Raw genomic sequence first — 19,805 nt, forward strand, 5'->3', positions numbered from 1 at the left:
GAGAGACGAGCCTCATGAGAAATCACCGCAACACCCTGACTCAGTATAGTATTTCCCCCCTGGCCAAAGCGGTAATGAGCATCGGCCTGACCACCCTGATCAGCACCGGCCACGTCAATGCCGCCAGCGGCTTCCAGCTTGAAGAGGTTGTGGTCACTGCTCGTAAAGTGGAAGAAAACCTTCAGGATGCCCCACTGGCCGTCTCCGCGTTTACCGGCGAGGGCCTTGAGCAACGGGGCTTTGCCGACATCTCTGCCGTCGCCCAATCCACACCGAACCTGGTGTTCGACACCTCGCCTCCCATCTCCGGGAACTCCGCCGGTGCGGCCGTATTCCTGCGCGGTGTGGGACAGCTCGACTTTACCGTCAATGTGGATCCCGGCGTGGGAGTTTATGTGGATGGGGTCTATATGTCCCGCTCAGTAGGCAGTGTGGTGGACCTGATTGATGTGGAACGGCTGGAAATTCTGCGCGGCCCGCAGGGAACCCTGTTCGGGCGCAACACCATCGGCGGTGCCGTACAACTGTTTTCCAAACAGCCCTCTGAAGAGTTTGGCGGCTTCGCCAGCATGACACTGGGCAGTGACAGCCGTACCGACTTTCAATTGTCCATGGATGTGCCGCTCACCGACAACCTGCTGAGCAAGTTTTCCGTGCTCTCCCGCCAGCGCGACGGCTACGTGACCGATGGTCGCGGAGTGGAGCTCGGCGATGACGACTCCCTGAGCGCTAGAGCGCAATTTGAACTGCGGTCCACCGACAATCTGACCATCGCTCTGGCCCTTGATGCCACTCGGGACAGAGAGAACGGCACGGCGAATGTTGCGACAGAATTGTTCCCCGGCAGTGTTCCCAACACCCGCAGCGGGGCCGACGGCATGCCCACCCGCTATAACAACCTGTTTGCGATTCCCAGTACCTCCTGTACCGAGGACACATTGACAACCGACCGAGGATGCTTTGGCCCACAATGGGAAACCGGCAGCACGACACGTACAGAAAGCACCTTTCCACTCACCAAAACCGACAACGACATTTTAGGCGGTGCGCTGACCCTGACCTACGATATGGACTGGGCTACCTTTAAGTCCATCACCGCCGTTCGCAGCCTGGAATCCGAGTTCGGCCGCGACTCCGACCATTCCCCCTACCCCATTTTTGCCACCGCCAACGTCCAGGAGCACGACCAGTTCAGTCAGGAGTTTCAGATCACTGGCGAATCCGAAAACCTGCGCTGGGTTGCCGGCCTCTACTACTTTGAAGAAGAAGCTGACGAACTGACCCAGATTTACCTACCCGCCTTCGGCGGCCCCGTGGTGTTGAACGGCGTCTTTGACAACCATGTGGAAAACAAGAGCACCGCACTTTACGGCGAACTGACCTACGATTTCAGCGACGCCTGGAGTCTAACCGTTGGTCTGCGCGGCACCGACGAAACCAAAGAATATGTATCCGACCAGGGCTTCGTCGTATTGGGACTGCTGTCTGATCCAAACGTCGAATCCAATGCCAGCTACAAGGTCGACGTCAACCCGAATGACTTTGTCGTGACCCTGGTCGACGAACCCGGTGCCGAAGTGGACTACACCGAAACCACCACCCGCATGACCCTGGCTTACCACCCCAACGAAGACTTGATGCTCTATGGAACCTACGCCGACGGTTTCAAAAGCGGTGGCTTTAACCCCCGTTACCTGGCACCCGCACCCGATCTGAGGGCCGTCGCCTTCGACCCGGAATACGTCGACATGCTGGAATTTGGCGTGAAGTACACCAGCCCGGATAATACTCTGCGCATTAACGCCGCGGCCTTCATCAATGACTACGACGATATCCAGATCAGTACCAACCCCGACTTCACCGGCGGCGCCACCATCACGCAAAACGCCGCCAAAGCACAGATCACCGGGCTGGAAATGGAATTCACCTATGTGCCCAGCGATGCACTCTTGATTGAGGGCGGGTTTGGCTACCTGAACGCTGAATATGATGAGCTGTCGGAGGACGTCTCCTTTTCCCCCGACAATGAACTGGCTCGCGTCCCCGAGTTTACCGGCAACCTTGGCCTCTCCTACCGATATGTTCTCAGCCAGGGGGGCACCATCACTCCCCGCCTTGACCTGACCTATCGCTCCGAGACAGAGGGTACGGCCGAAAACGATCCCCAGGCTCACGAAGACGCCTACTCCCTGCTCAACATCAGCGCCGCCTACCAGCCGGAGGGCGAAAACTGGCTGCTGACGCTAGGCGTCAGCAACGCCACCGACGAAGAATACTTTAACTCCGTCAACGTCAACCAACGCCTGGGTTATGCAGAAGCCGCTTACGCCAGAGGACGGGAATACTACCTCTCTGCAAAATATAAATTCTGAGACACTACGCGTCATATTGACCACGAGGTGGATTACGCTCTGCTAATCCACCCTTCTACGAATTCATTTCACTGTGGACCGAGTATCAAATGAATGAATCCACCGCTACCCTGGAACAGCCCCTGCCCAAACGCTCCCTATTGGCTGCCGTCGGCCCCGGCATCCTCTTTGCCGCGACCTGTATCGGCACCTCACACCTGGTGCAATCCACCCGCGCCGGCGCCAACTACGGCCTGGCCATGGGGGCGCTCATCCTTCTGGCCTGCGCCATCAAATATCCCGCGTTTCGATTTGGCGCCGACTACGCCGCAGCGACAGGCAACACCCTGCTTAACAGCTACAGCCACCAAGGCCGGTGGGCCGTCGCCGTCTGTGTGCTGGAAATACTCGCCACCATGTTTATCGCCACAGCCGCCATTGTCCTTGTCACTGCGGGACTGATGAAAAACGTACTGTCACTGAACATCAACATTGTGTTTACTTCCACACTACTGCTTGGGCTTACGGCAGCTATACTCATCGGTGGAAAATTTCACCTGTTCGAAAAAGTCACCAAAGCCTTTGTACTACTGTTTCTGGTCCTGATCCTTACCGCCGTCGCCCTCGCCTTGCCGGAGCTCGATATTTCAGCTGCCTTCACAACACAACCTTTCACCCCTGACCGCAATACCCTGCTGTTTATGATTGCCGTCGCCGGTTGGATGCCCGCCGCCATGGGCGCATCCATATTTCAGTCCATCTGGGTCTGTGCGAAGTCAAAAGACCTGGGCCGCCCGATGGAAATACGCGAAACCCAATTCGATTTCAACCTCGGTTACGGCATGACCGTGCTCCTGGCGCTGGCCTTTCTGGTACTGGGCACCGTGCTCATGTTCCAACCCGGCATCGCCACCGCCACCTCTGCCAATGGATTTGCCGAACAACTGATCAGCCTCTTCACCCAATCCATCGGTGACTGGGCGTACCCCGTTATTGCCGCCGCCGCAGTCGCTGTTATGTTTTCCACACTGCTAACATTGGTAGACGCCTGCCCACGTGCGTTAGAACGACTGATTGCGGAAGGCGAAAAGCGCTACTACCCACCATTGGTTATTTTGCAGTGCGTTGGAGCAATGATTATTCTGTTGTTCTTTTTGAATTCGTTTAAAGCGTTTATCGACTTCGCCACCAGTGTCGCTTTTTTGCTGGCTCCCTTGATCGCCTGGATGAATCACATGGCAATGCGGTCTAAAGAAGTACCCCAAAAACTAAGGCCTTCTAAGGGTTTAGTCATCTGGAGCTGGATGGGAATTGGAATTACCAGCGCGTTCGCGCTGGCCTATTTGTATTTGACTTTTGAATAAAGATCTCAGCGTATAATTGTTGGATTACGAAGCGCTACGCGCTTCTAATCCAACCTACGCACTTAGCACACTACACTGTAGACGGCTGGGGGCATCAACCACCATTTTTCCGAAGCGCGAAATCTCTATTGTTTTTCGAAATAATCCAACGTCAACCGAACCAAAGCCTCAGTCCCAACCTCCAACGCACTCTCCTCAATATAAAACAAAGGCGAATGGTTACTGGGAGCCGTCAGCGGATCAGTGCCCTCAGGTGTCACACCCAAAAAGAAAAACAACCCGGGAACCTCATTGGCATAAAACGAAAAATCCTCCGCCCCAGTAATCTTATCAATCTCCATCACATGGTCGGCACCAGCAACCGCCTCCAACGTCGGCAACATCTCCGTCGTCAGCGCCTTGTCATTCTTAGTCACCGGATAACCTTCAAAAATCTCAACTTCAGCAGAAGCCCCCATACCCTCCGCCGTATTGGCAGCAATCGTCCGAATACTCTCGAAAATCTGCTGCCGCGTATCCATATCAAAATTGCGGATCGTGCCAACCAATTGCACCTCATCGGGAATAATATTGTTGCGCACACCCCCGGCAATCTTGCCAAACGACACGATTGCAGGCTCCTTGGTAATATCCACCTGTCGACTCACAATCGTCTGAATACCCATCACCATCTGCGCAGCCGTCACGATGGGGTCCACCCCACCCCAAGGTCTCGAACCGTGCGTTTGCCGTCCCTTCACGGTAATCTCAAAACGATCAGAACTCGCCATTAACGGTCCCTTTCGGTAGCCGATCTTGCCCTCCGCCAAATTCGAGGTCACATGCAAACCAAACACCGCATCCGGCTTATTGCGTTTGAAGATGCCCTCCTTAAGCATCAACTCCGCACCGCCCTCTTCACCCTTCGGCGCACCCTCTTCAGCCGGCTGGAAGATAAACATCACATCACCCTGCAGAGTATCGCGCATACCCGCCAACACCTCGGCCGCTCCCATCAACATCGCCACATGAGCATCATGACCGCAGGCGTGCATAATGCCCGTTTCCACCCCCCGATAGTTCGTCCGCTTCTTCGAGGCAAACGGCAAATCCAGCTTCTCCTCCACCGGTAAAGCATCCATATCCGCCCTGAGCGCAACCGTCTGGCCCGGGCGTTTTCCCTTAAGCAACCCAACCACCCCCGTATGAGCAATATCCGTCTTCACCTCAATCCCCAGTGACCGCAGATGCTGTGCCACCAAGGCCGCCGTTTCGAACTCGCGGTTACCCAGCTCCGGATTCTGATGAATATGACGACGCCACTCAATGACTTTAGGCGACACCCCCTTAAGCAACTTTTGGGGTTCTGCCGCAAAAACCGGAGAAGGCAGAATCAGACTCGCGGCCAACAACAATGATTGGGGGGATTGCAGAAATTTCATGCGGTCTCCTTGAATGGGATGAGTTGTCTGTATAACTGGCAAAAGTGTACTTGTTTTAGTCTATGACGGTTCACACCGCGAACCACGCAATTAATCACCAGATTTAATATCTCTATCAGCGAAAGTGATGCCGTTTTACGTACAAACTATTTCGAGCACTTATGACGAAATATAGCGCAAATAAATTGTCCAGCGACTACCGACTGTGAGTAGACTCAGTAGCGTTGAGTCTCATAACCATAACAAATGGCTCAATGATCGTGCCCCAGCACACGCACGGTCTTATCAAGGTTTTCGGTTCCAAAACGATTCCTTTGACTCCAGCCAAAGAAGCCGGGGCAGGTTACATTTGTCTCCCTTTTTTGCGGCGATGTCAAAAAACCAGAGAGGATAAGAATAAGATGCACACACTACCATTTCGTAATCGCCTGCTGCCCCTGGCCATTGCGGCCACCTGTACCACCATGGGCCAGTTCTCCGTCGCCGATGAAAAACTGCAGGAACTAGAAGAAATAATAGTGACCGGCTCCTATATCAAGGGCGCCGTCACCGATGCACCCTCACCCGTATCCATCATCAATCGCGATGATCTGATGCAACAGGGGGCTCCGTCCACGGTCGACATCGTCCAGAGCATGACCTTCTCCAGCGGGACCGAAAACCAGACCAACCAGTTTGCCTCGGGCAATACCGCCGGTACCGCCAATATCAACCTGCGTGGCCTTGGCTTGAGTCGAACCCTGGTGCTCATGAACGGACGCCGTATGGTGACCGCTGCTGCCCAGGCCAACGACGGGTCGGCTTTTGTGGACATCAACACCATTCCCGCGCTGGCCATTGAGCGTATCGAGGTGCTGAAAGATGGCGCTGCCGCGATTTTGGGGTCGGACGCGGTGGCGGGTGTGGCCAACTTCACCACCCGGGGCGATTTTGAAGGGTTTGAGGTCTCCGGCTCCTACCAGGACATCGACGGCAGCGATGGCGACTACGACTTCGGCGCCATTTGGGGTGTCGCGGGCGACAACTGGAACCTGGTTACCTCCCTCGGCTACCGCGAACGCACCGAGTTGCCGAACAGCGAGCGTTTGGATGATGTGCGCCCGCGGGTGGATACCCTGCCCTCCCAATTGACCGCCACCATCGGCGCTCCCAATGGACTGACCCTGTTCGGCCAGTCCAGTACCGGTAACCCCGCTGCCTTTATTCCGGTGCCTTTGGCGCTTATGGAAGCCGGCGGTGGCGTCAGCGCGCAAAACGCCGATCTCCTGCGTGCCGCGGGTTTGCCCGGTGGTTTACGTGCCGGCTTTGTCAGAGATCCGGAGTGTGAAGCCGCCGGCGGTGTCCTGCAGACCTCCAACCGCTGCGGTTACGACTTTATCAACTTCAGTAACTCCATTGAGGATGAGGAGCACATTCAGTTCTTCGCCGAGGGCAGCTACGAGTTTGATGAAAACACTCGTTTGTTTGCCGAAGTGCTCTACGCCAACTCTGAAGTACCCAACTGGAAGACCTCTCCCTCCTACCCACCTCTGCTGGAAGCGGACCCCAACCGCTACCTGCCGGCAGACCATCCCGCCTTGCTGGACTTTGTCGCCAACTACCCGGGAATCACCACCGGAGGCATCCCCGCCAACGGCGCTTTTGCACAACCGGCGGATTTTAGCGGTGGCGCCATTTTCGTCGGCCGACCTGTAGCCGTCACCGGCCCGGCAGAAGTCGGCAGCCGGGAACACACCACCTACCGCTTTCTGGCGGGACTTGAGGGCGAACTCAGCAACGGCGCCAGCTACACTACCTCTTTGACCCACGCCGAGAACGTTTTTGAAGGTGCCACGGTGGACAATCTCACCGAACGCTATTCCGCCGCTCTGCGCGGTTTCGGCGGCCCCAACTGTGATGGCGTCACCGCCGGAGCCAACGGCTGCCAGTACTACAACCCCTTCAGTTCCGCCATACCCGGCACAGAGTTTTACGACCCGGCCCTGGCCAATGACCCCGAACTGCTCAATTGGATGAAAACGGCCTTGGAGCTGGAAACCACCAGCACGCTCACTGTGTTTGAAGCCGTGGTCAGCAATGAGCTGTTTGACATGGAGGCCGGCGCTGTCACCTACGCGGTGGGCTTTCAGTACCGCGACGAAGAGATCGCGAACGAGTATAACGATATTGCCAACATCGATCTCAATCCCGGTGGCGTCGATGTGATCGGAAACCCGACCGGTGCCTTTACCTTCCTGCGTGGCGGCAACAATACCACTGTCGACCAGGATGTTTATGCGGTATTCGGTGAACTGGCCATTCCGGTAGCGTCCAATGTGGATCTGCAACTCGCCCTTCGATATGAGGACTACAGCGGCAACATTGGCGAGACCCTGGATCCCAAGGTCGCCATTCGCTGGGATCTCAGCGATCAGGTCACACTGCGCGGTTCTGCCAGCACCACGTTCCGGGCGCCGTCATTAAACCAGACCACCGGGCACAGTACCGCGTTGGAATTTATCGGTAAGGAGTTGTTGTTTAAAGCTGTGGACCGTATTGGCAATCCGGATTTGGACGCAGAAACCGCCGATACCTTTAACCTGGGTGTTATCTATCGCCCCACCGATCGCAGCAGCATCTCTCTGGATTACTGGCACTTCGACTTCTCCGATCCTATCGTCAGAGAAAGCCCGAACGCGCTGGTTAACGATGTCGCAAATCAAAACGGTGGAGCCATCTGTGGCGTCAGCGACAAGATTACTTGCGATGCTGGCGGCGTTACCATCGCGCGAATTGTCACTGAATATGTGAACGGCCCGGACATCACCACCAATGGTATCGACCTGAGTGCGCAGTACGGCTTCGACGCTTTGGGCGGGCAGTGGGATCTCGGCCTGGATGCCACCTATGTGCGCGAGTATCAGGTGGGTGAATTTCAGGGCAAGGATGAATTCGACGCAGTGGGCTCGTTAAACGCAGCAACCTTTGTGCGCCCAATGCAGGAGTGGAAGGCCAATTTCTCCGTCAATTATCGTCGCGATCAACACAATGTTCGGCTGGTGGCCGCTTATATTGATGACTATATCGATAACGCTACCGACGTACTGAACGGAACCTCCTTCGCCGACACCATCTACGACAGAAAAGTGGATTCTCACGTTACCTATGATCTCTACTACACACTGTCACTGAACGAAGGTGGCTCCAGCCTCTCAGCATCGGTTATCAATATTGCCGACGAAGATGCTCCCTACGTGCGCGCGGACTTGCGCTACGACGCTCAAACCCACAATGCCTTTGGCCGCATGATCAAGCTGGGCTTTACCCACAAGTTCCAGTAGCTCTCGAAAACTCTCTCAGGTGCGAATTGAGTGGTGCCGCTATCTTCGGATAGCGGTTTCTATTTACTTGGATGTATTTAGGAAAAACTAACCGGCTCTTCATCCAATACATGTGCAAGCAACGGGCTTTGCTGTGCACGTTCGAACGCGGCATCAATCGCCTTAAAGCGATTTTCTACCACCGAGCGATAATTCGGGTGAGTGAAAATATACAACTCTTTTTGCTGAAGTGCTTCCACCACTCGCTCACCGACAATCTCCACATCCAGCCCGTTGTTAATCACCTGCTGCATATGATCTGCCATTGCCGACAGCTCTGCTGATGCATTTGGATCAGCCTCACCATTTTTATATTCATCCTGCTTGTTACGATAGGAGTGATTGATACGGGTTTTAACAAACGCCGGGCACAAAACCGACACATGAATGTTGTGAGGCTTTAACTCCACAGACCAACTTTCAGACATTCCCACCACCGCCACCTTAGTTGCAGTGTAAGCACCAGCAAACGGAACCCCCATCATACCTGCCATGGAGGCAACGTTAATCAGCCAGCCGCCCTCACCGTGTTGTTTCATCAGCGGCACCAGCGTTTGTGCGCCGTAGATAACCCCCATCAGATTCACATCCAATACCCACTGCCAGTCTTTGGCATCGGTCTGTTCAATCGCACCTGGCGTTCCGCCCACGCCGGCGTTATTGACCAGCAAGTGAACCTTGCCAAACGCCTCAATCGCTCTATCGGCCAGCACCTGCCAATCCGCTGGGCGGCTAACGTCCATAGTCACGGTAATAACATCAAATCCCTGTGCGCTAAGCGTTTGTTGAGCAGTCTCAAGCTGTTGCGCGTCGATATCGCCCAATACCAGTCTCATGCCCTGCTTACCCAGAGATTGGGCAATACTCAAACCGATGCCTTCAGCGCCACCTGAAATGACGGCCGTTTTTCCTGCAAATTCGCTCATTTTCTAAACCCTTTCCATCCAGTACTTCTTATCGTTTGACGAAGCACTGTAGCGAATTTGCCCCTCGGCGGCATAGAGAAAATAGGTAGAAACCCTATGACTGGCTGTTCTCTCTCAGGAGATGGCAGATATGTCTTATCGCCATCACAGAGAGTGATTTCGCACTATTTCGAATAAAAATAGATGGTTATCAACGCACTTGTCGCTCTGACCAGATGATTCATGAGTGCTTGATTCTTATCCAGGCTATTGAAAAGCATAGAGTGTGCTTTTTCGATTTTCCGGCTTAATACAGCCTATCTTTATAGCTTTCACTTAAAGAAGATTCGATCACTGAATCTTCGACGGCAAGAGCATTGGCAAGCTGTTTGACCATCAGCGCTGCTGCATCTTCTCCCCAGAATTCCGGTTGCCACAGTTTGGAGCGAATCAGTGCTTTGCCGCAGTGAAAGAAAACTTCTTCCACGTCTACAATCGTGCATAACAACGCCGGTTTGCCATTTGCGGACAATTGCTCAAGCAGCTCCGGGTCTTTTGAAAGCCTCGCCTTTCCGTTTACGCGAAAAGTTTCCTTGGTGCCGGGAACCACAAAGATGACGCCAACGTGGTCATTTTCGAGCATGTTCAGAAATCCAAGCGCAAGATGGTTACCGGGCCTTTCAGGAATCACCAGCGTTGTTTCATCGAGCACCTTCACAAACCCGGGAGCATCGCCCTTTGGCGAGACGTCCTGACGGCCCTTGGCATCGGAGGTTCCCAAAAAAATCAGCGGTGATTTGCTCACAAAGTCGATGCAGTTATCGTCAAGCGTCGTCTGGAGCTTGTTGGAGATCATCGGGTTGGGTTCAGAGATAACCTCCCGAAGTTGTTTAACGGTGTGAATGCGATGTTCTTCCTTCATCATGAATTCCTTCAAAGTGAATATTTGCCACCAAATAAAAGTGAAAACTGCCAACTCGTCGACAGTTATAATAAATGGTTCTTCAGTTGTGAAGTCAACTCCAAGTACCCTTCGCCAGATCCATCAGGCTTAAGTGTCTTTCCAAACTGGCTCTGATGCTGTCACCGGCATTTCTTAAGCTGGGCAGCCCCTATTTCTCTTGGTCAAGAGCCCCTTCTCATTCGCTGACAAAGTCATTCACCAGGAGGAGTCTCCATTACATTAAACACCCCACTGGCGTGGGCAATCCGCTTACCCTCGACAAAAAAATAGCAATTGGCAAACGCCATACGCTTTCCCACTTTCTGCACATCGGTGTGAATCTCAATCCAGTCGCCGAGCTTGGCCGCGCCTGCATAGTCCACCGTCAGGCTGGCAGTCACCATAGGCACCGGCTCTGCACCGGAAAAAGCTGCGTTGTAGCCCAGAGCAACATCGGCCAGACTGCTGAACACACCGCCGTGAACCAGATTTCTCGCATTGCAGTGTTTTTCCTCCGCCCTCAGGCCAATCACCAGACCGGACTCTCGCTGTTGGTTGTAGATGGGGCCGATGAGTTCCAAATAGGGGCTGCTTCGAAAAATGGGGCCAAATCCCCCAGGTATATCGCTTATCACGACTACTCCTTAACGTTTTGGATGATGGTGACAACTTGCCCGAATCATGCCACCACCAGGGACAGACCGGCGAGCCACAGCAGCTGTGCACCATAGCTCAAACGCTGATGCAGACCGGGATTGCTCTGCTTTTTAAAGGCGCCAGCCAAGGTCGCCGTGAATATCAGCGTGGCAGCCAGGCAGACCACGGAAAACCCTTTAAATGCCACTGAGAATTCGCTGCTGAATAGACTCAGCACAGGAGCCACTATCAGTGAAAGCAGCATCACCACACCCGCTAATCCATGAATTTTACAGGCTCTAGTGGGTGACGGGGTATAAGGATCGGCGTCCATAGGAAAATACCCCGCCACCCAGGTTCCAACGCCGTGAGTCACAATCAACCAGCCGATCGATGACATCAGCAGAGCATCTGCCTCGCTTGCCAGATAGACACCAAACAGAACGAACAACAGCCCCAGCGGGTAATTATTGATGATAGGAGAGAAACGCTCTGTCGGGCTGCCAGCCGCTCCCAGCTCGCTGCAGAATTGTCGAGTATGGGAGTAACCCTCGTACTTGGCTCCGGCTACTGCCACACCAATCACAAGCCAGATCGAAGCGGCCAGCCCCGAATAGGGCCACAGTTCGCTGATCGTCATATTGCCTCCTGCTTGTTTGAATCCTTCTTCGGCAGCCCCAGGTTATACCCCATTAGGGGCCTCTCGGCTGCACTCTTTGTTGATCAGCTACGATTTCGTTCTGCCATCGCCCCTATTGCTCGAAGTCAGCGGTTACCGGAAGGTTCGTCACGTGAATGAAATGTTTCACGTTAAACACTTCACCCTTGTTGTTTTGTACCCACTTATCCACAGGAGGGTAATCCTTTAGCAACCGGTGGGAAACTGACGCGCTTTAAAAGAGGCTGAGGAGATTATCGCGGTGTAACTGGTAATACTCATGCGGGTTATGGAGCGAGAACAGCTCAAGAAGCGTGTAGTGGGAAACTGACGCGCTTTATAAGCAGTGTCATATCTGATGAATTGGCCAAGCGCCACTTGCGTCTGGATTATCACCAAACAAAAGGCCGACTCGCAGCCGTAGTAGATTCTGCAGAAACGCGAACAACACGCCTTGAGAGGCAGTCTGCCCAAACTCATTGATTGCATTTAATTGGCAAATCAATCTCCGACAACATTGCATTTTTGCAATCCAACCTGTTGAGATCAAGACGCCTGTCTCTCTCTAATGCCCCGCCCCGTGGGGTGCTGTCATTTTTTCGGAGCAAAAGGTTCGAAAATGTTCACTGTGAACACTTGCCCGCAGCTTAGTTCGATTAACTGGCTTGGGCCTTCAACCAAAGAAACATTGGAGGTAAGCCGATTGGCTTTATTCAGATATGGGCCGCAGAGTGGAAGGAAATATGCGAGTAAGTATGAAACGAATACCGAAGACGGCAAAAAACTCTTAATTAGCGACACTTAACCCGGAGAAGTAGAAGACGCCTGCAAAATTGCAACTTTACATGCGTCTTCGGATTCAAAAATTAATGGAAAAGTTCTTATAAATCATTAGGTTAGTAAAAGATCACCCAGTTTTCAGGTCAAAATGTTCACCGTGAACTTTCGCCTGAGAACCGTTCTTCCAGAATTCCGACCAACCAGGATTCATCCTGCTCGCTCAACCCGAACAAATCCACTTTAAACTGATCCTTCTGGGTACGGTGGCGTGTAATCTTGGCGCGTACACCTTGTTCATCGCGAACTACGTAAGGTTTGCTGGCAAAAACAGGCGCCTTCTTTTTGGGTTTCTCGATTTCTGTTTGAATGGCCTTTTGAAGATTTAAGAGATTATCGTACTTCGATGCTGCCACAAACGTTTTCAAAGCTTCGGATTGCTTGCTGGTCAGCTGCCCTACTTTCGACGCCAATGCCGCACCTGCATTTTGAGTCAGCAGCTGTGGGGAAGTCAGGCTTTCTATCACGTATTGTGGGATCTTGGCGATCTGAAGCAGTTTATTGAGTTTCGGCCGGGTCATTCCCAGTTCAGAGGCCAGCACATCTTGGGTTTTGTAATGGTTGTCATCCATCGCGCAATACCGAGCGGCATCGATCGCTTCTTCCCAGGCGGATAAATCACGGCGGTCGCGGTTTTCGCTGATGGCGATTGCACGTCGATCCCCATCGGGAATATCGCCAACCCAAGCCCGGAGTTTAAATCCCCCTTCAACGATTTGGTTTAAATGCTCGCACACAAATCGCCTGGTAGTGCCTGCAATCACTTCATAACGAACTTCACCGTCGATTTTTATACGACGGGCCAGCACTGGGTCACGCTGCTGATCAGTACGAATGGACCGCTCCAGGTTTTGCACCTCCGGGTCATCCAGAGACAGCAATGTTTGGTTACGTGGGTTGATTGGTGAGGCAAAGGATTGCGTCGGGTCCAGCTCGATGAGATCCATTTTTATCTCGCGCTTGGATACCGGCAATGGCAGCATCATGGATTGAGGCGTATGAAACTGGGATGCCCGGGTGTTGGAATGCACAACTTGAGCTCCCGCCCGGGGAGCACGCTCTTTGACAGGGGTTTCTGTTGTGGACTCTTCTCCGCGGGCACGATCCCCCAGCTCCCGGATACTCATTCTTTTTTTGACCATGATTAATAGACTCCCATATCTTCGAGAATGGCCTTCTTGGAGGGCCAGCGAGGGTAGATCAGGGTTTCGAGGATTTCCTCAAAAGCAGCGGAGTAATTCATAACCGCTTTTTTCAGGGCATCCCTGGGAACATCAACATCTTTCGGATTGACTTCAAAAACCGTTCTTTTGACATAATTCAACGTGTGAGTTACCGAATCATGGCGCTTAATGACTGTCTTAAGTCCGGTGTCGGTAAACGTATGCCGAATATCATTGAGAACAACCTCTGAACCCTTGGTGTGTTTGCCGGGATTGAACTTGGTGGGCAAAAAGGCCAGCTGTGGCAGGTAGGGGGTAATGTCGAGATTATCCGTAAAGGACACGATGTAGTCCTTCAACATTTCCAGAAAACGCAACGAAGAAGAAAAGTCCGGAACTTCACAGGGAATCGGTACGAGAGCAATATCACTGCTCAGGATGAGATTCATGGGCAGAACTCCCAAAGACGGCGTACCATCCGAAATCACAAAATCGTAGTTACGGTCTACATGGCTCAACACCTGCCCTACTCGCTGGTACATCGCCATAACTTGCTCCGACTCCCCTGCGTGGAGGTATCTCACCAATTCGCTGGTGAGTGTGCTTTCGACCGAAGCCAGGTCCAAACAGCCGGGAATAATGTCCAGGGTGGGAATACGCGTCTTGTGAATTGCAGTCTCAGAAAAGCGTTCTATCGGAAAATCTGGATCGTTCAACAAATAAGGACCAATGCCATCTTCGTACCCCACATCGTAGTCAGGCATAAATCCCATAAAGTCACTGATCGTTGCCTGAGGATCCAGATCATTCAGCAATACCCGATACCCCTGATTTGCCAAATAGGTAGCGAGATTCCAGGCAATTGCGGTTTTCCAACAACCGCCCTTAAAGTTCGTGACCGAAAGATAAATGGGGGGTTCTTCCGGTTCCCGCCAGGGAAGCGCGTTGAAATGGTCCATACGTTCAAGCACTTCTTCCAGCACGTATCCCTGGCTGCGGCTCTGGCGATCCGGCTTGTTTAGCAGCCCACGCTCTTCCGCTTTGTAGACAGTATTAACCGAACTCAGTCCAAGCAACTTGGCAAGCTCTTGACCTTTAAAAACTCTGGGTGGCAGAGTTTCAATATCTTTGGATATGGTGTCTCGATTCTTTAGGATCGCTGTCCCGCGATCCAGCCAATCATCTATCATTTCGATGGACGTCATGAATTCCCCCCAAGGCTGACTATTCGATGTCTAAACAGGTTTTTGTTTGAAAAACAGTAATCTTGTAGTAACAAGAATATTTTCACATTCTAGCTGATTTCGCTAAAAAAAGTGTGACATTGAAGAAATTTGTTTGGCTTCTCTGAACTGAGAGTTTTTGAGATTCTTAATCGCCTAAAGCGCGTTGTTTTCTACCACTTTGAACCGATATTAACATCGGCAAGCTCTGCCAGACGGTATCCTATTATTATTAATAGAGAATATATAAAAGAGGGTTAGATAGGTTAAAGAAAAGGTTAGGGCAGAAAAATAGCGCTAAGCTATTGTTATATATAGATTTTTTCAGATGTACCCGCGTCAGTTTCCCACCGGTTTCTGCGCCGGTTTCCCACCACTATTTACGAGTTCACTGAAAAATACCCACAGCGGCCGGCTGCTTTGTCCACAGGTTTTACCGAAAGCGCGTCGGTTTCCCACTGCTTTAATCTAAAATCGCGTCGGTTTCCCACTATATTAACTCTGAAAGCGCGTCGTTTTCCCACTACCTGGGCTCCAAAGGCGCGCCACTTTCCCTCTACCTGCGCCAGTTTCCCACTACTAACCGCGTCAGTTTCCATCTACTTAAAATCTTCTCTCAAAAGGCAGCATCTACGCTCAGGCGGTTATCTTTTATCAGCTTATTGGCGCGAATCTGCTCAGAAATAAACTCAGGGCATGCCTCCACCACGTATTTAAAATCCACCACAGTACGGCCATCTTTGATCGGGCTGGAATCAAAATGCAGCAATACCTGCTCTTCCATCAGACTCTCCAGCGCGGAATCCAACTTGGCCCGGTCTTGGCGAATACGAGCACTGGGCGTGTGACCCGCGTTATTGAGCATATCCAACATCTTAAAATGATAGCTCTGGCCTGTGGCCGCGTAGGTAAAGGCATGTACCAACCGCTTGTAGATACTGCGGGCAATAGCGTTGGGCAGGCGCATAAATCGATCGTAGTTGTACTGACGATAGTTTATTTTGCGAATGGATCGGGTCACCAGCGAGTGGAACTTTACAAAGCAAAGTGCATTCTTGCCCGCTTTTAAATAGTCGTCCCGGGTGGTGAGGCGTAGGCCTGGAAAGTAAGCGGATATCCACTTCATTTCGCCATCTGTGCTGTAAATTTCCAATTTGGAGTCGGCCAGAATCTCCAGTGCTTCGCGAATCTCCCGCTTGTTGTAGCCATGGCCATGCCGCTCCAGCTCCGACTGCACCTGCCCGAGCGTGAAAAACAAACCGGCTTCTTCATCAATCCAGGTACCACCACCGGAGGAACAGAGCTTTCGCAGCGCCTCTTCCACAATTTCTTCGCGCTCACTGGGGTACACCAGCGATACCGTTTCCACCCCTTTTACCTTATGGCGCAGGCGGGCTGGAGTGATAACAACCTGAAAGCTGTCATTGGCCAGGCGGTAAGTTCGTTCAATACGCTCGCCGATATCTTTTGCAAAACGCTCCCCTTTGCGTCCGTAGACATACTTATTGATTGTGTCGTAAATGGCGATGGAACCGCTGGTTTCATCACTTGCGCCGGTCCAGTAAAACAGCTCCATTTGAGGATCGGTTTCCAACTTGAGTCCTTTTTGCTGGTTCGGCTTTTTAATGGTCATTGAGTGTCCAAGGAAAATGGGGCGGGGCTGTGTTTAGGTTAACTGCGCAGTATGTTGGCTTACCTGGACCAAGTAAAGTGGCAGCCGCTGCTAAATCGTTGCACCTGAAATGCCACGGTGGTTACAAATGTGGCGCGCGGGTATCTGCCTTGAGGCCCGGGATGGGAACCCGAAGCCCTTGAAAGGTCACCCCAATGAATGGGTAGGCGGGGGCAGCTCTTCTTGGGATACCCTGCCCCGGCGGATTTCCTGGTGGATTTTGTCCATCTGCTCCAGCATATCGTCCGTAACCTGCAGGTAAGGGATTAGCCTCGGAAACTGAATCCAGGATGTGGGCGCCGACTGAAGCAAAATCGTCAGTGCTCGAAGCTGGTCGACCAGGCGATCCAATTCATCCCAGCGTTTCTCAAAATATTCGACATCCGAGCCGCGTTCTTCGGTCTGCATCCCTTCCTCCACCTTCCATTGGTTGCTCAGTATATCTTAGCAGCATTCGCCGGCTAAGCAATCCTTAGCAACGTTTTTTTGCCCCCCATTGAACCCTTCTCCTTTACCGGCTTTTACGGTTTATATTGAGGGCCACTGAAACAGCAATCTATTTAATAGACTACATTAGCTTCCAAAGACTACATATCTGGTAGGATCAAGAGCGGGTTTGTCTCAGCGTGAATCGGGCATGGGGATCAGCATTGAGGATGCTTACCTGGGCCGACTGCAGGTACAGGGTAAGTTCGCGTTGGAACCCCGTCTGGTTTTGACGGGGATGTATTCCGGTTCTCAGGGGCAGGTGATTCGTGAACAGGTGGACTTGTGCAACGCGGTTTTAGACAGCTTATTCAACAAAACTGCCAAATGTGGGCAGCAACTCTTTGCCATGAATATGATTATTCACAATGGCAGCAGCGAGATAGAGCGCAATCCACCCGGCGCTGAACAGCAGGTATCCCACCAACGGTTTGAATGCGGCATCCAACAGACCCAGGTCTAATCCGACGATCATCCACAAAACGATATCCACCAGGATCACCACTGCAAACAAGGGCTTTGGCGCCTTCAGGTAAGAGGGTGTAATGCTGGTGAGAAAGGCCGCCCCGGCCATCCAGCAGTAGCCCTCGACCACCGATTGCGGTGCTGCGCTGCCCAACATGCCCGATAACATCAAGAATTTAACCAGAACACTCAGGGCAGCGCCAAACATAAAGAACGCCGAGAAAAACAAAAACACATTACCGCCTGTCATATTGTGATCTTTCAGTTCGATCACTGCCACGGTGTATTGCACAATGCCGCCGCCGATTAACCAGGCTGCCAGCAGTGGCAAGCCACCAAGCCCCACTTGACCGGTAAAGACCGCACCAAAGCCAAAACAAGCGACGGCCAATGCCGCCAGGCCAGCAGGGCCGGGTGATACAAATGTGTGTTGTGGTTCACTCATAGGGTTCTCCAGGTGAGGTTGGTTCGAGCCTTGTGCAGGCCGGACTATAACCAGGAGACCCTATAAAACCCAGATGTGTCGTAGGGTCAGAGTCGATTTATTCGCGCGTTGAACAGCGATGGTCGTATCAGGAACACTGTAGCGTTTTATTCACCACCTCGTACAGGTTTTCAGACATGTCTTCACCCAGGGTTTCTTTAATACGTCGCAGCTGCTCAAGCATCCGATCCCGCACCGCGGGCACATTGCTTTCATCAATGGTGTTGAATTCCAGTTTGATATAGGGAACCAGGTGACTGGGAGGGCGTTAATCGGCGAGGCGGACTTCCTGATAGTGAGCAGACATAAACAGCATCCTCTAAAGACTTCAAATTTCAATACGCCGGACATGATACCTAGCTCAACTATGGGGTAACAGGGATGTCCCACTTGTTTTACCGGCGACTGCAGAACATTGTTCTTAATTGGCACTGGTAAGCGTTAATGATCCGGTTACCTCGGCAGAGAAAGAAAAATACAAGGTCTGGTGTTGCTGTAAGTTCCAAGGTAATTTGGAATCGGTAGGGGTTGCCTCCGAGCAGGTAAGCCCTGTTTCTTTCTTCTGCAGAAGGACTCGCCTGACCCGTTATGAAAGCCAACAACAAAACCCAGCCAACCCGTCAATCCCCGGAGGCGTTTATTGCCACGGTCGAACATCCCCAGCGTCGAGCTGACGGAGAAACACTACTGGCCTTGTTCTCCCGTGTGACGGGCTTGAAACCAAAAATGTGGGGCAGCAGTATTATCGGTTACGGCCGCTACCAATACCGCTACCAAAGTGGCCGTGAAGGGGAACACTTCCAGACCGGGTTCAGCCCACGCAAAACCGCATTGACCATCTACATTATGCCCGGCTACCAGGATTTATCGGTAATGCTGGCCCGCCTGGGCAAACACAAAACAGGTAAATCCTGTTTGTATATCAATAAATTAAGTGATGTGGATCTGGCGGTCTTGGAAGAGATCATCCGTTTCGGTTTGGCCTATATGCACAAAAACTATCCCTGTTTTGACGAATAAGCCAAGTTTGGCCAGTCCATCGGCGTGTAGAATCAAGCGACCAGCGTTGTCCCACCGTCGATCGGAATAATCTGACCGGTTATAAACGCGCTGGCCTTGGACGCCAACATCACCGCCACACCGGCAATATCAGACGGTTCACCCCAACGGTGCATGGGTATCTGGCTGACTTCCTCCTCAAACGCTTCCTGATCGCTACTCAGAAACTCGGTCATCTTGGAATAAAAACGGCCGGGGGCAATGGCGTTTACTCGCACGTGGCTGGAAGCCAGCTCAGTGGCAAGCACACGGGTCAGCTGATGCACGGCGGATTTGGAGGTGGCGTAGCTGAAGTTGTCCAGACCGTTACCTACAATACCGGCAATAGAGCCGATATTAATAATGCTGGACCAGTTCTCAGCGCTGGCGTTTTTGGTAAGCAGAGGTGTCAATGCCTGGGTCAAAAAGAAAGGCGTTTTGACATTGATGTCCATCACCTTGTCCCAGCCTTTTTCCGGGAATTGACCAAACTGACCACCCCAGCCGGTACCGGCGTTATTGACCAGCACGTCTATGTGCTCTTCCCGCTCATTGAGCTCCCGCACCAGCAGTTCGATTCCCCCGGCGGAGGCCATATCGGCGGGGATAGCGACGCAGTCACCGTATTGGCTCAACGTCTCGGCGGCAGCCAAACAAGCTTCAGCCTTGCGGGCAGTAATATAAACACGCTGGGCTCCGGCCTCCAAAAAGCCCTGGGCCATATAAGCCCCGAGGCCTCGGGAGCCTCCGGTAATCACACATACCTTACCTTGCAGGGAAAACAGACCCTCGAGCATCGC

At 52.5% G+C, this 19,805-nt stretch carries 15 protein-coding genes; 4 read left to right on the forward strand and 11 right to left on the reverse strand.

Features of this window, described 5'->3' with window-relative positions; translation table 11 throughout:
* Positions 1 to 14 precede the first annotated feature (14 nt).
* A complete protein-coding gene (locus tag HBA55_RS03550; RefSeq protein ID WP_166987139.1) occupies positions 15 to 2,372 on the forward strand; it encodes a TonB-dependent receptor in 2,358 nt (785 codons plus the stop codon).
* Between the two features lie 89 nt (positions 2,373 to 2,461).
* Positions 2,462 to 3,715, forward strand: a complete 1,254-nt coding sequence (locus HBA55_RS03555) for an NRAMP family divalent metal transporter (protein ID WP_166987142.1) — start codon at positions 2,462 to 2,464, stop codon at positions 3,713 to 3,715.
* Between the two features lie 125 nt (positions 3,716 to 3,840).
* On the opposite strand, the gene HBA55_RS03560 is transcribed toward HBA55_RS03555, so the two are convergent.
* On the reverse strand, positions 3,841 to 5,136 hold the full coding sequence (locus tag HBA55_RS03560) for a M20 family metallopeptidase (RefSeq protein WP_166987145.1): 1,296 nt from the start codon (positions 5,134 to 5,136) through the stop codon (positions 3,841 to 3,843).
* Between the two features lie 401 nt (positions 5,137 to 5,537).
* On the opposite strand from HBA55_RS03560, the gene HBA55_RS03565 reads away from it, so the two are divergent.
* The gene (locus HBA55_RS03565; protein WP_166987147.1) at positions 5,538 to 8,456 is read left to right on the forward strand and encodes a TonB-dependent receptor plug domain-containing protein; all 2,919 of its coding nucleotides are present in this window, start codon (positions 5,538 to 5,540) and stop codon (positions 8,454 to 8,456) included.
* Between the two features lie 77 nt (positions 8,457 to 8,533).
* Here the strand turns inward: HBA55_RS03565 and HBA55_RS03570 are convergent, their stop codons facing one another.
* The 9 genes from HBA55_RS03570 to HBA55_RS03610 form a co-directional block, all read right to left on the reverse strand.
* Positions 8,534 to 9,421: an SDR family NAD(P)-dependent oxidoreductase gene (locus tag HBA55_RS03570; RefSeq protein WP_166987150.1), complete on the reverse strand. Its 888-nt coding sequence runs from the start codon at positions 9,419 to 9,421 to the stop codon at positions 8,534 to 8,536.
* Between the two features lie 286 nt (positions 9,422 to 9,707).
* Complete coding sequence (locus HBA55_RS03575) at positions 9,708 to 10,325, reverse strand: MSMEG_1061 family FMN-dependent PPOX-type flavoprotein (protein ID WP_166987153.1); 618 nt, start codon at positions 10,323 to 10,325, stop codon at positions 9,708 to 9,710.
* Positions 10,326 to 10,555: 230 nt separating this feature from the next.
* Positions 10,556 to 10,978, reverse strand: coding sequence for a PaaI family thioesterase (locus tag HBA55_RS03580; RefSeq protein ID WP_338109351.1), 423 nt, complete (start codon positions 10,976 to 10,978; stop codon positions 10,556 to 10,558).
* A 44-nt stretch (positions 10,979 to 11,022) separates the two neighbouring features.
* On the reverse strand, positions 11,023 to 11,619 hold the full coding sequence (locus tag HBA55_RS03585) for a DUF998 domain-containing protein (protein WP_166987156.1): 597 nt from the start codon (positions 11,617 to 11,619) through the stop codon (positions 11,023 to 11,025).
* A gap of 950 nt (positions 11,620 to 12,569) precedes the next feature.
* Positions 12,570 to 13,616, reverse strand: a complete 1,047-nt coding sequence (locus HBA55_RS03590; RefSeq protein WP_166987159.1) for a ParB/RepB/Spo0J family partition protein — start codon at positions 13,614 to 13,616, stop codon at positions 12,570 to 12,572.
* A 2-nt stretch (positions 13,617 to 13,618) separates the two neighbouring features.
* Positions 13,619 to 14,842 carry an AAA family ATPase gene (locus HBA55_RS03595; protein ID WP_166987162.1) on the reverse strand — a complete coding sequence of 408 codons (1,224 nt, stop codon included), beginning with the start codon at positions 14,840 to 14,842 and terminating at the stop codon, positions 13,619 to 13,621.
* A gap of 634 nt (positions 14,843 to 15,476) precedes the next feature.
* Complete coding sequence (locus HBA55_RS03600; RefSeq protein ID WP_166987166.1) at positions 15,477 to 16,493, reverse strand: RepB family plasmid replication initiator protein; 1,017 nt, start codon at positions 16,491 to 16,493, stop codon at positions 15,477 to 15,479.
* Positions 16,494 to 16,679: 186 nt separating this feature from the next.
* On the reverse strand, positions 16,680 to 16,940 hold the full coding sequence (locus HBA55_RS03605; RefSeq protein ID WP_166987169.1) for a hypothetical protein: 261 nt from the start codon (positions 16,938 to 16,940) through the stop codon (positions 16,680 to 16,682).
* A 385-nt stretch (positions 16,941 to 17,325) separates the two neighbouring features.
* A complete protein-coding gene (locus HBA55_RS03610; protein ID WP_166987172.1) occupies positions 17,326 to 17,928 on the reverse strand; it encodes an acetate uptake transporter family protein in 603 nt (200 codons plus the stop codon).
* Between the two features lie 627 nt (positions 17,929 to 18,555).
* Between HBA55_RS03610 and HBA55_RS03615 the strand changes: the two genes are divergently transcribed.
* Positions 18,556 to 18,987 carry a DUF1801 domain-containing protein gene (locus HBA55_RS03615; protein ID WP_166987175.1) on the forward strand — a complete coding sequence of 144 codons (432 nt, stop codon included), beginning with the start codon at positions 18,556 to 18,558 and terminating at the stop codon, positions 18,985 to 18,987.
* 32 nt (positions 18,988 to 19,019) lie between these two features.
* Here the strand turns inward: HBA55_RS03615 and HBA55_RS03620 are convergent, their stop codons facing one another.
* Complete coding sequence (locus HBA55_RS03620; RefSeq protein WP_166987178.1) at positions 19,020 to 19,802, reverse strand: RhlG family 3-oxoacyl-ACP reductase; 783 nt, start codon at positions 19,800 to 19,802, stop codon at positions 19,020 to 19,022.
* Positions 19,803 to 19,805 lie beyond the last annotated feature (3 nt).

It is taken from the genome of Pseudomaricurvus alkylphenolicus (genome assembly GCF_011683955.1).
Classification (GTDB): Bacteria; Pseudomonadota; Gammaproteobacteria; order Pseudomonadales; family Cellvibrionaceae; genus Pseudomaricurvus; species Pseudomaricurvus alkylphenolicus.

What these genes read in the sequence shown, in the direction of transcription:
- HBA55_RS03550 (WP_166987139.1), top strand. Translation starts at nt 15, where the DNA reads ATGAGAAATCACCGCAACACCCTGACTCAGTATAGTATTTCCCCCCTG.
- HBA55_RS03555 (WP_166987142.1), top strand. Translation starts at nt 2,462, where the DNA reads ATGAATGAATCCACCGCTACCCTGGAACAGCCCCTGCCCAAACGCTCC.
- HBA55_RS03560 (WP_166987145.1), bottom strand. Translation starts at nt 5,136, where the DNA reads ATGAAATTTCTGCAATCCCCCCAATCATTGTTGTTGGCCGCGAGTCTG.
- HBA55_RS03565 (WP_166987147.1), top strand. Translation starts at nt 5,538, where the DNA reads ATGCACACACTACCATTTCGTAATCGCCTGCTGCCCCTGGCCATTGCG.
- HBA55_RS03570 (WP_166987150.1), bottom strand. Translation starts at nt 9,421, where the DNA reads ATGAGCGAATTTGCAGGAAAAACGGCCGTCATTTCAGGTGGCGCTGAA.
- HBA55_RS03575 (WP_166987153.1), bottom strand. Translation starts at nt 10,325, where the DNA reads ATGATGAAGGAAGAACATCGCATTCACACCGTTAAACAACTTCGGGAG.
- HBA55_RS03585 (WP_166987156.1), bottom strand. Translation starts at nt 11,619, where the DNA reads ATGACGATCAGCGAACTGTGGCCCTATTCGGGGCTGGCCGCTTCGATC.
- HBA55_RS03590 (WP_166987159.1), bottom strand. Translation starts at nt 13,616, where the DNA reads ATGGTCAAAAAAAGAATGAGTATCCGGGAGCTGGGGGATCGTGCCCGC.
- HBA55_RS03595 (WP_166987162.1), bottom strand. Translation starts at nt 14,842, where the DNA reads ATGACGTCCATCGAAATGATAGATGATTGGCTGGATCGCGGGACAGCG.
- HBA55_RS03600 (WP_166987166.1), bottom strand. Translation starts at nt 16,493, where the DNA reads ATGACCATTAAAAAGCCGAACCAGCAAAAAGGACTCAAGTTGGAAACC.
- HBA55_RS03605 (WP_166987169.1), bottom strand. Translation starts at nt 16,940, where the DNA reads ATGCAGACCGAAGAACGCGGCTCGGATGTCGAATATTTTGAGAAACGC.
- HBA55_RS03610 (WP_166987172.1), bottom strand. Translation starts at nt 17,928, where the DNA reads ATGAGTGAACCACAACACACATTTGTATCACCCGGCCCTGCTGGCCTG.
- HBA55_RS03615 (WP_166987175.1), top strand. Translation starts at nt 18,556, where the DNA reads ATGAAAGCCAACAACAAAACCCAGCCAACCCGTCAATCCCCGGAGGCG.
- HBA55_RS03620 (WP_166987178.1), bottom strand. Translation starts at nt 19,802, where the DNA reads ATGCTCGAGGGTCTGTTTTCCCTGCAAGGTAAGGTATGTGTGATTACC.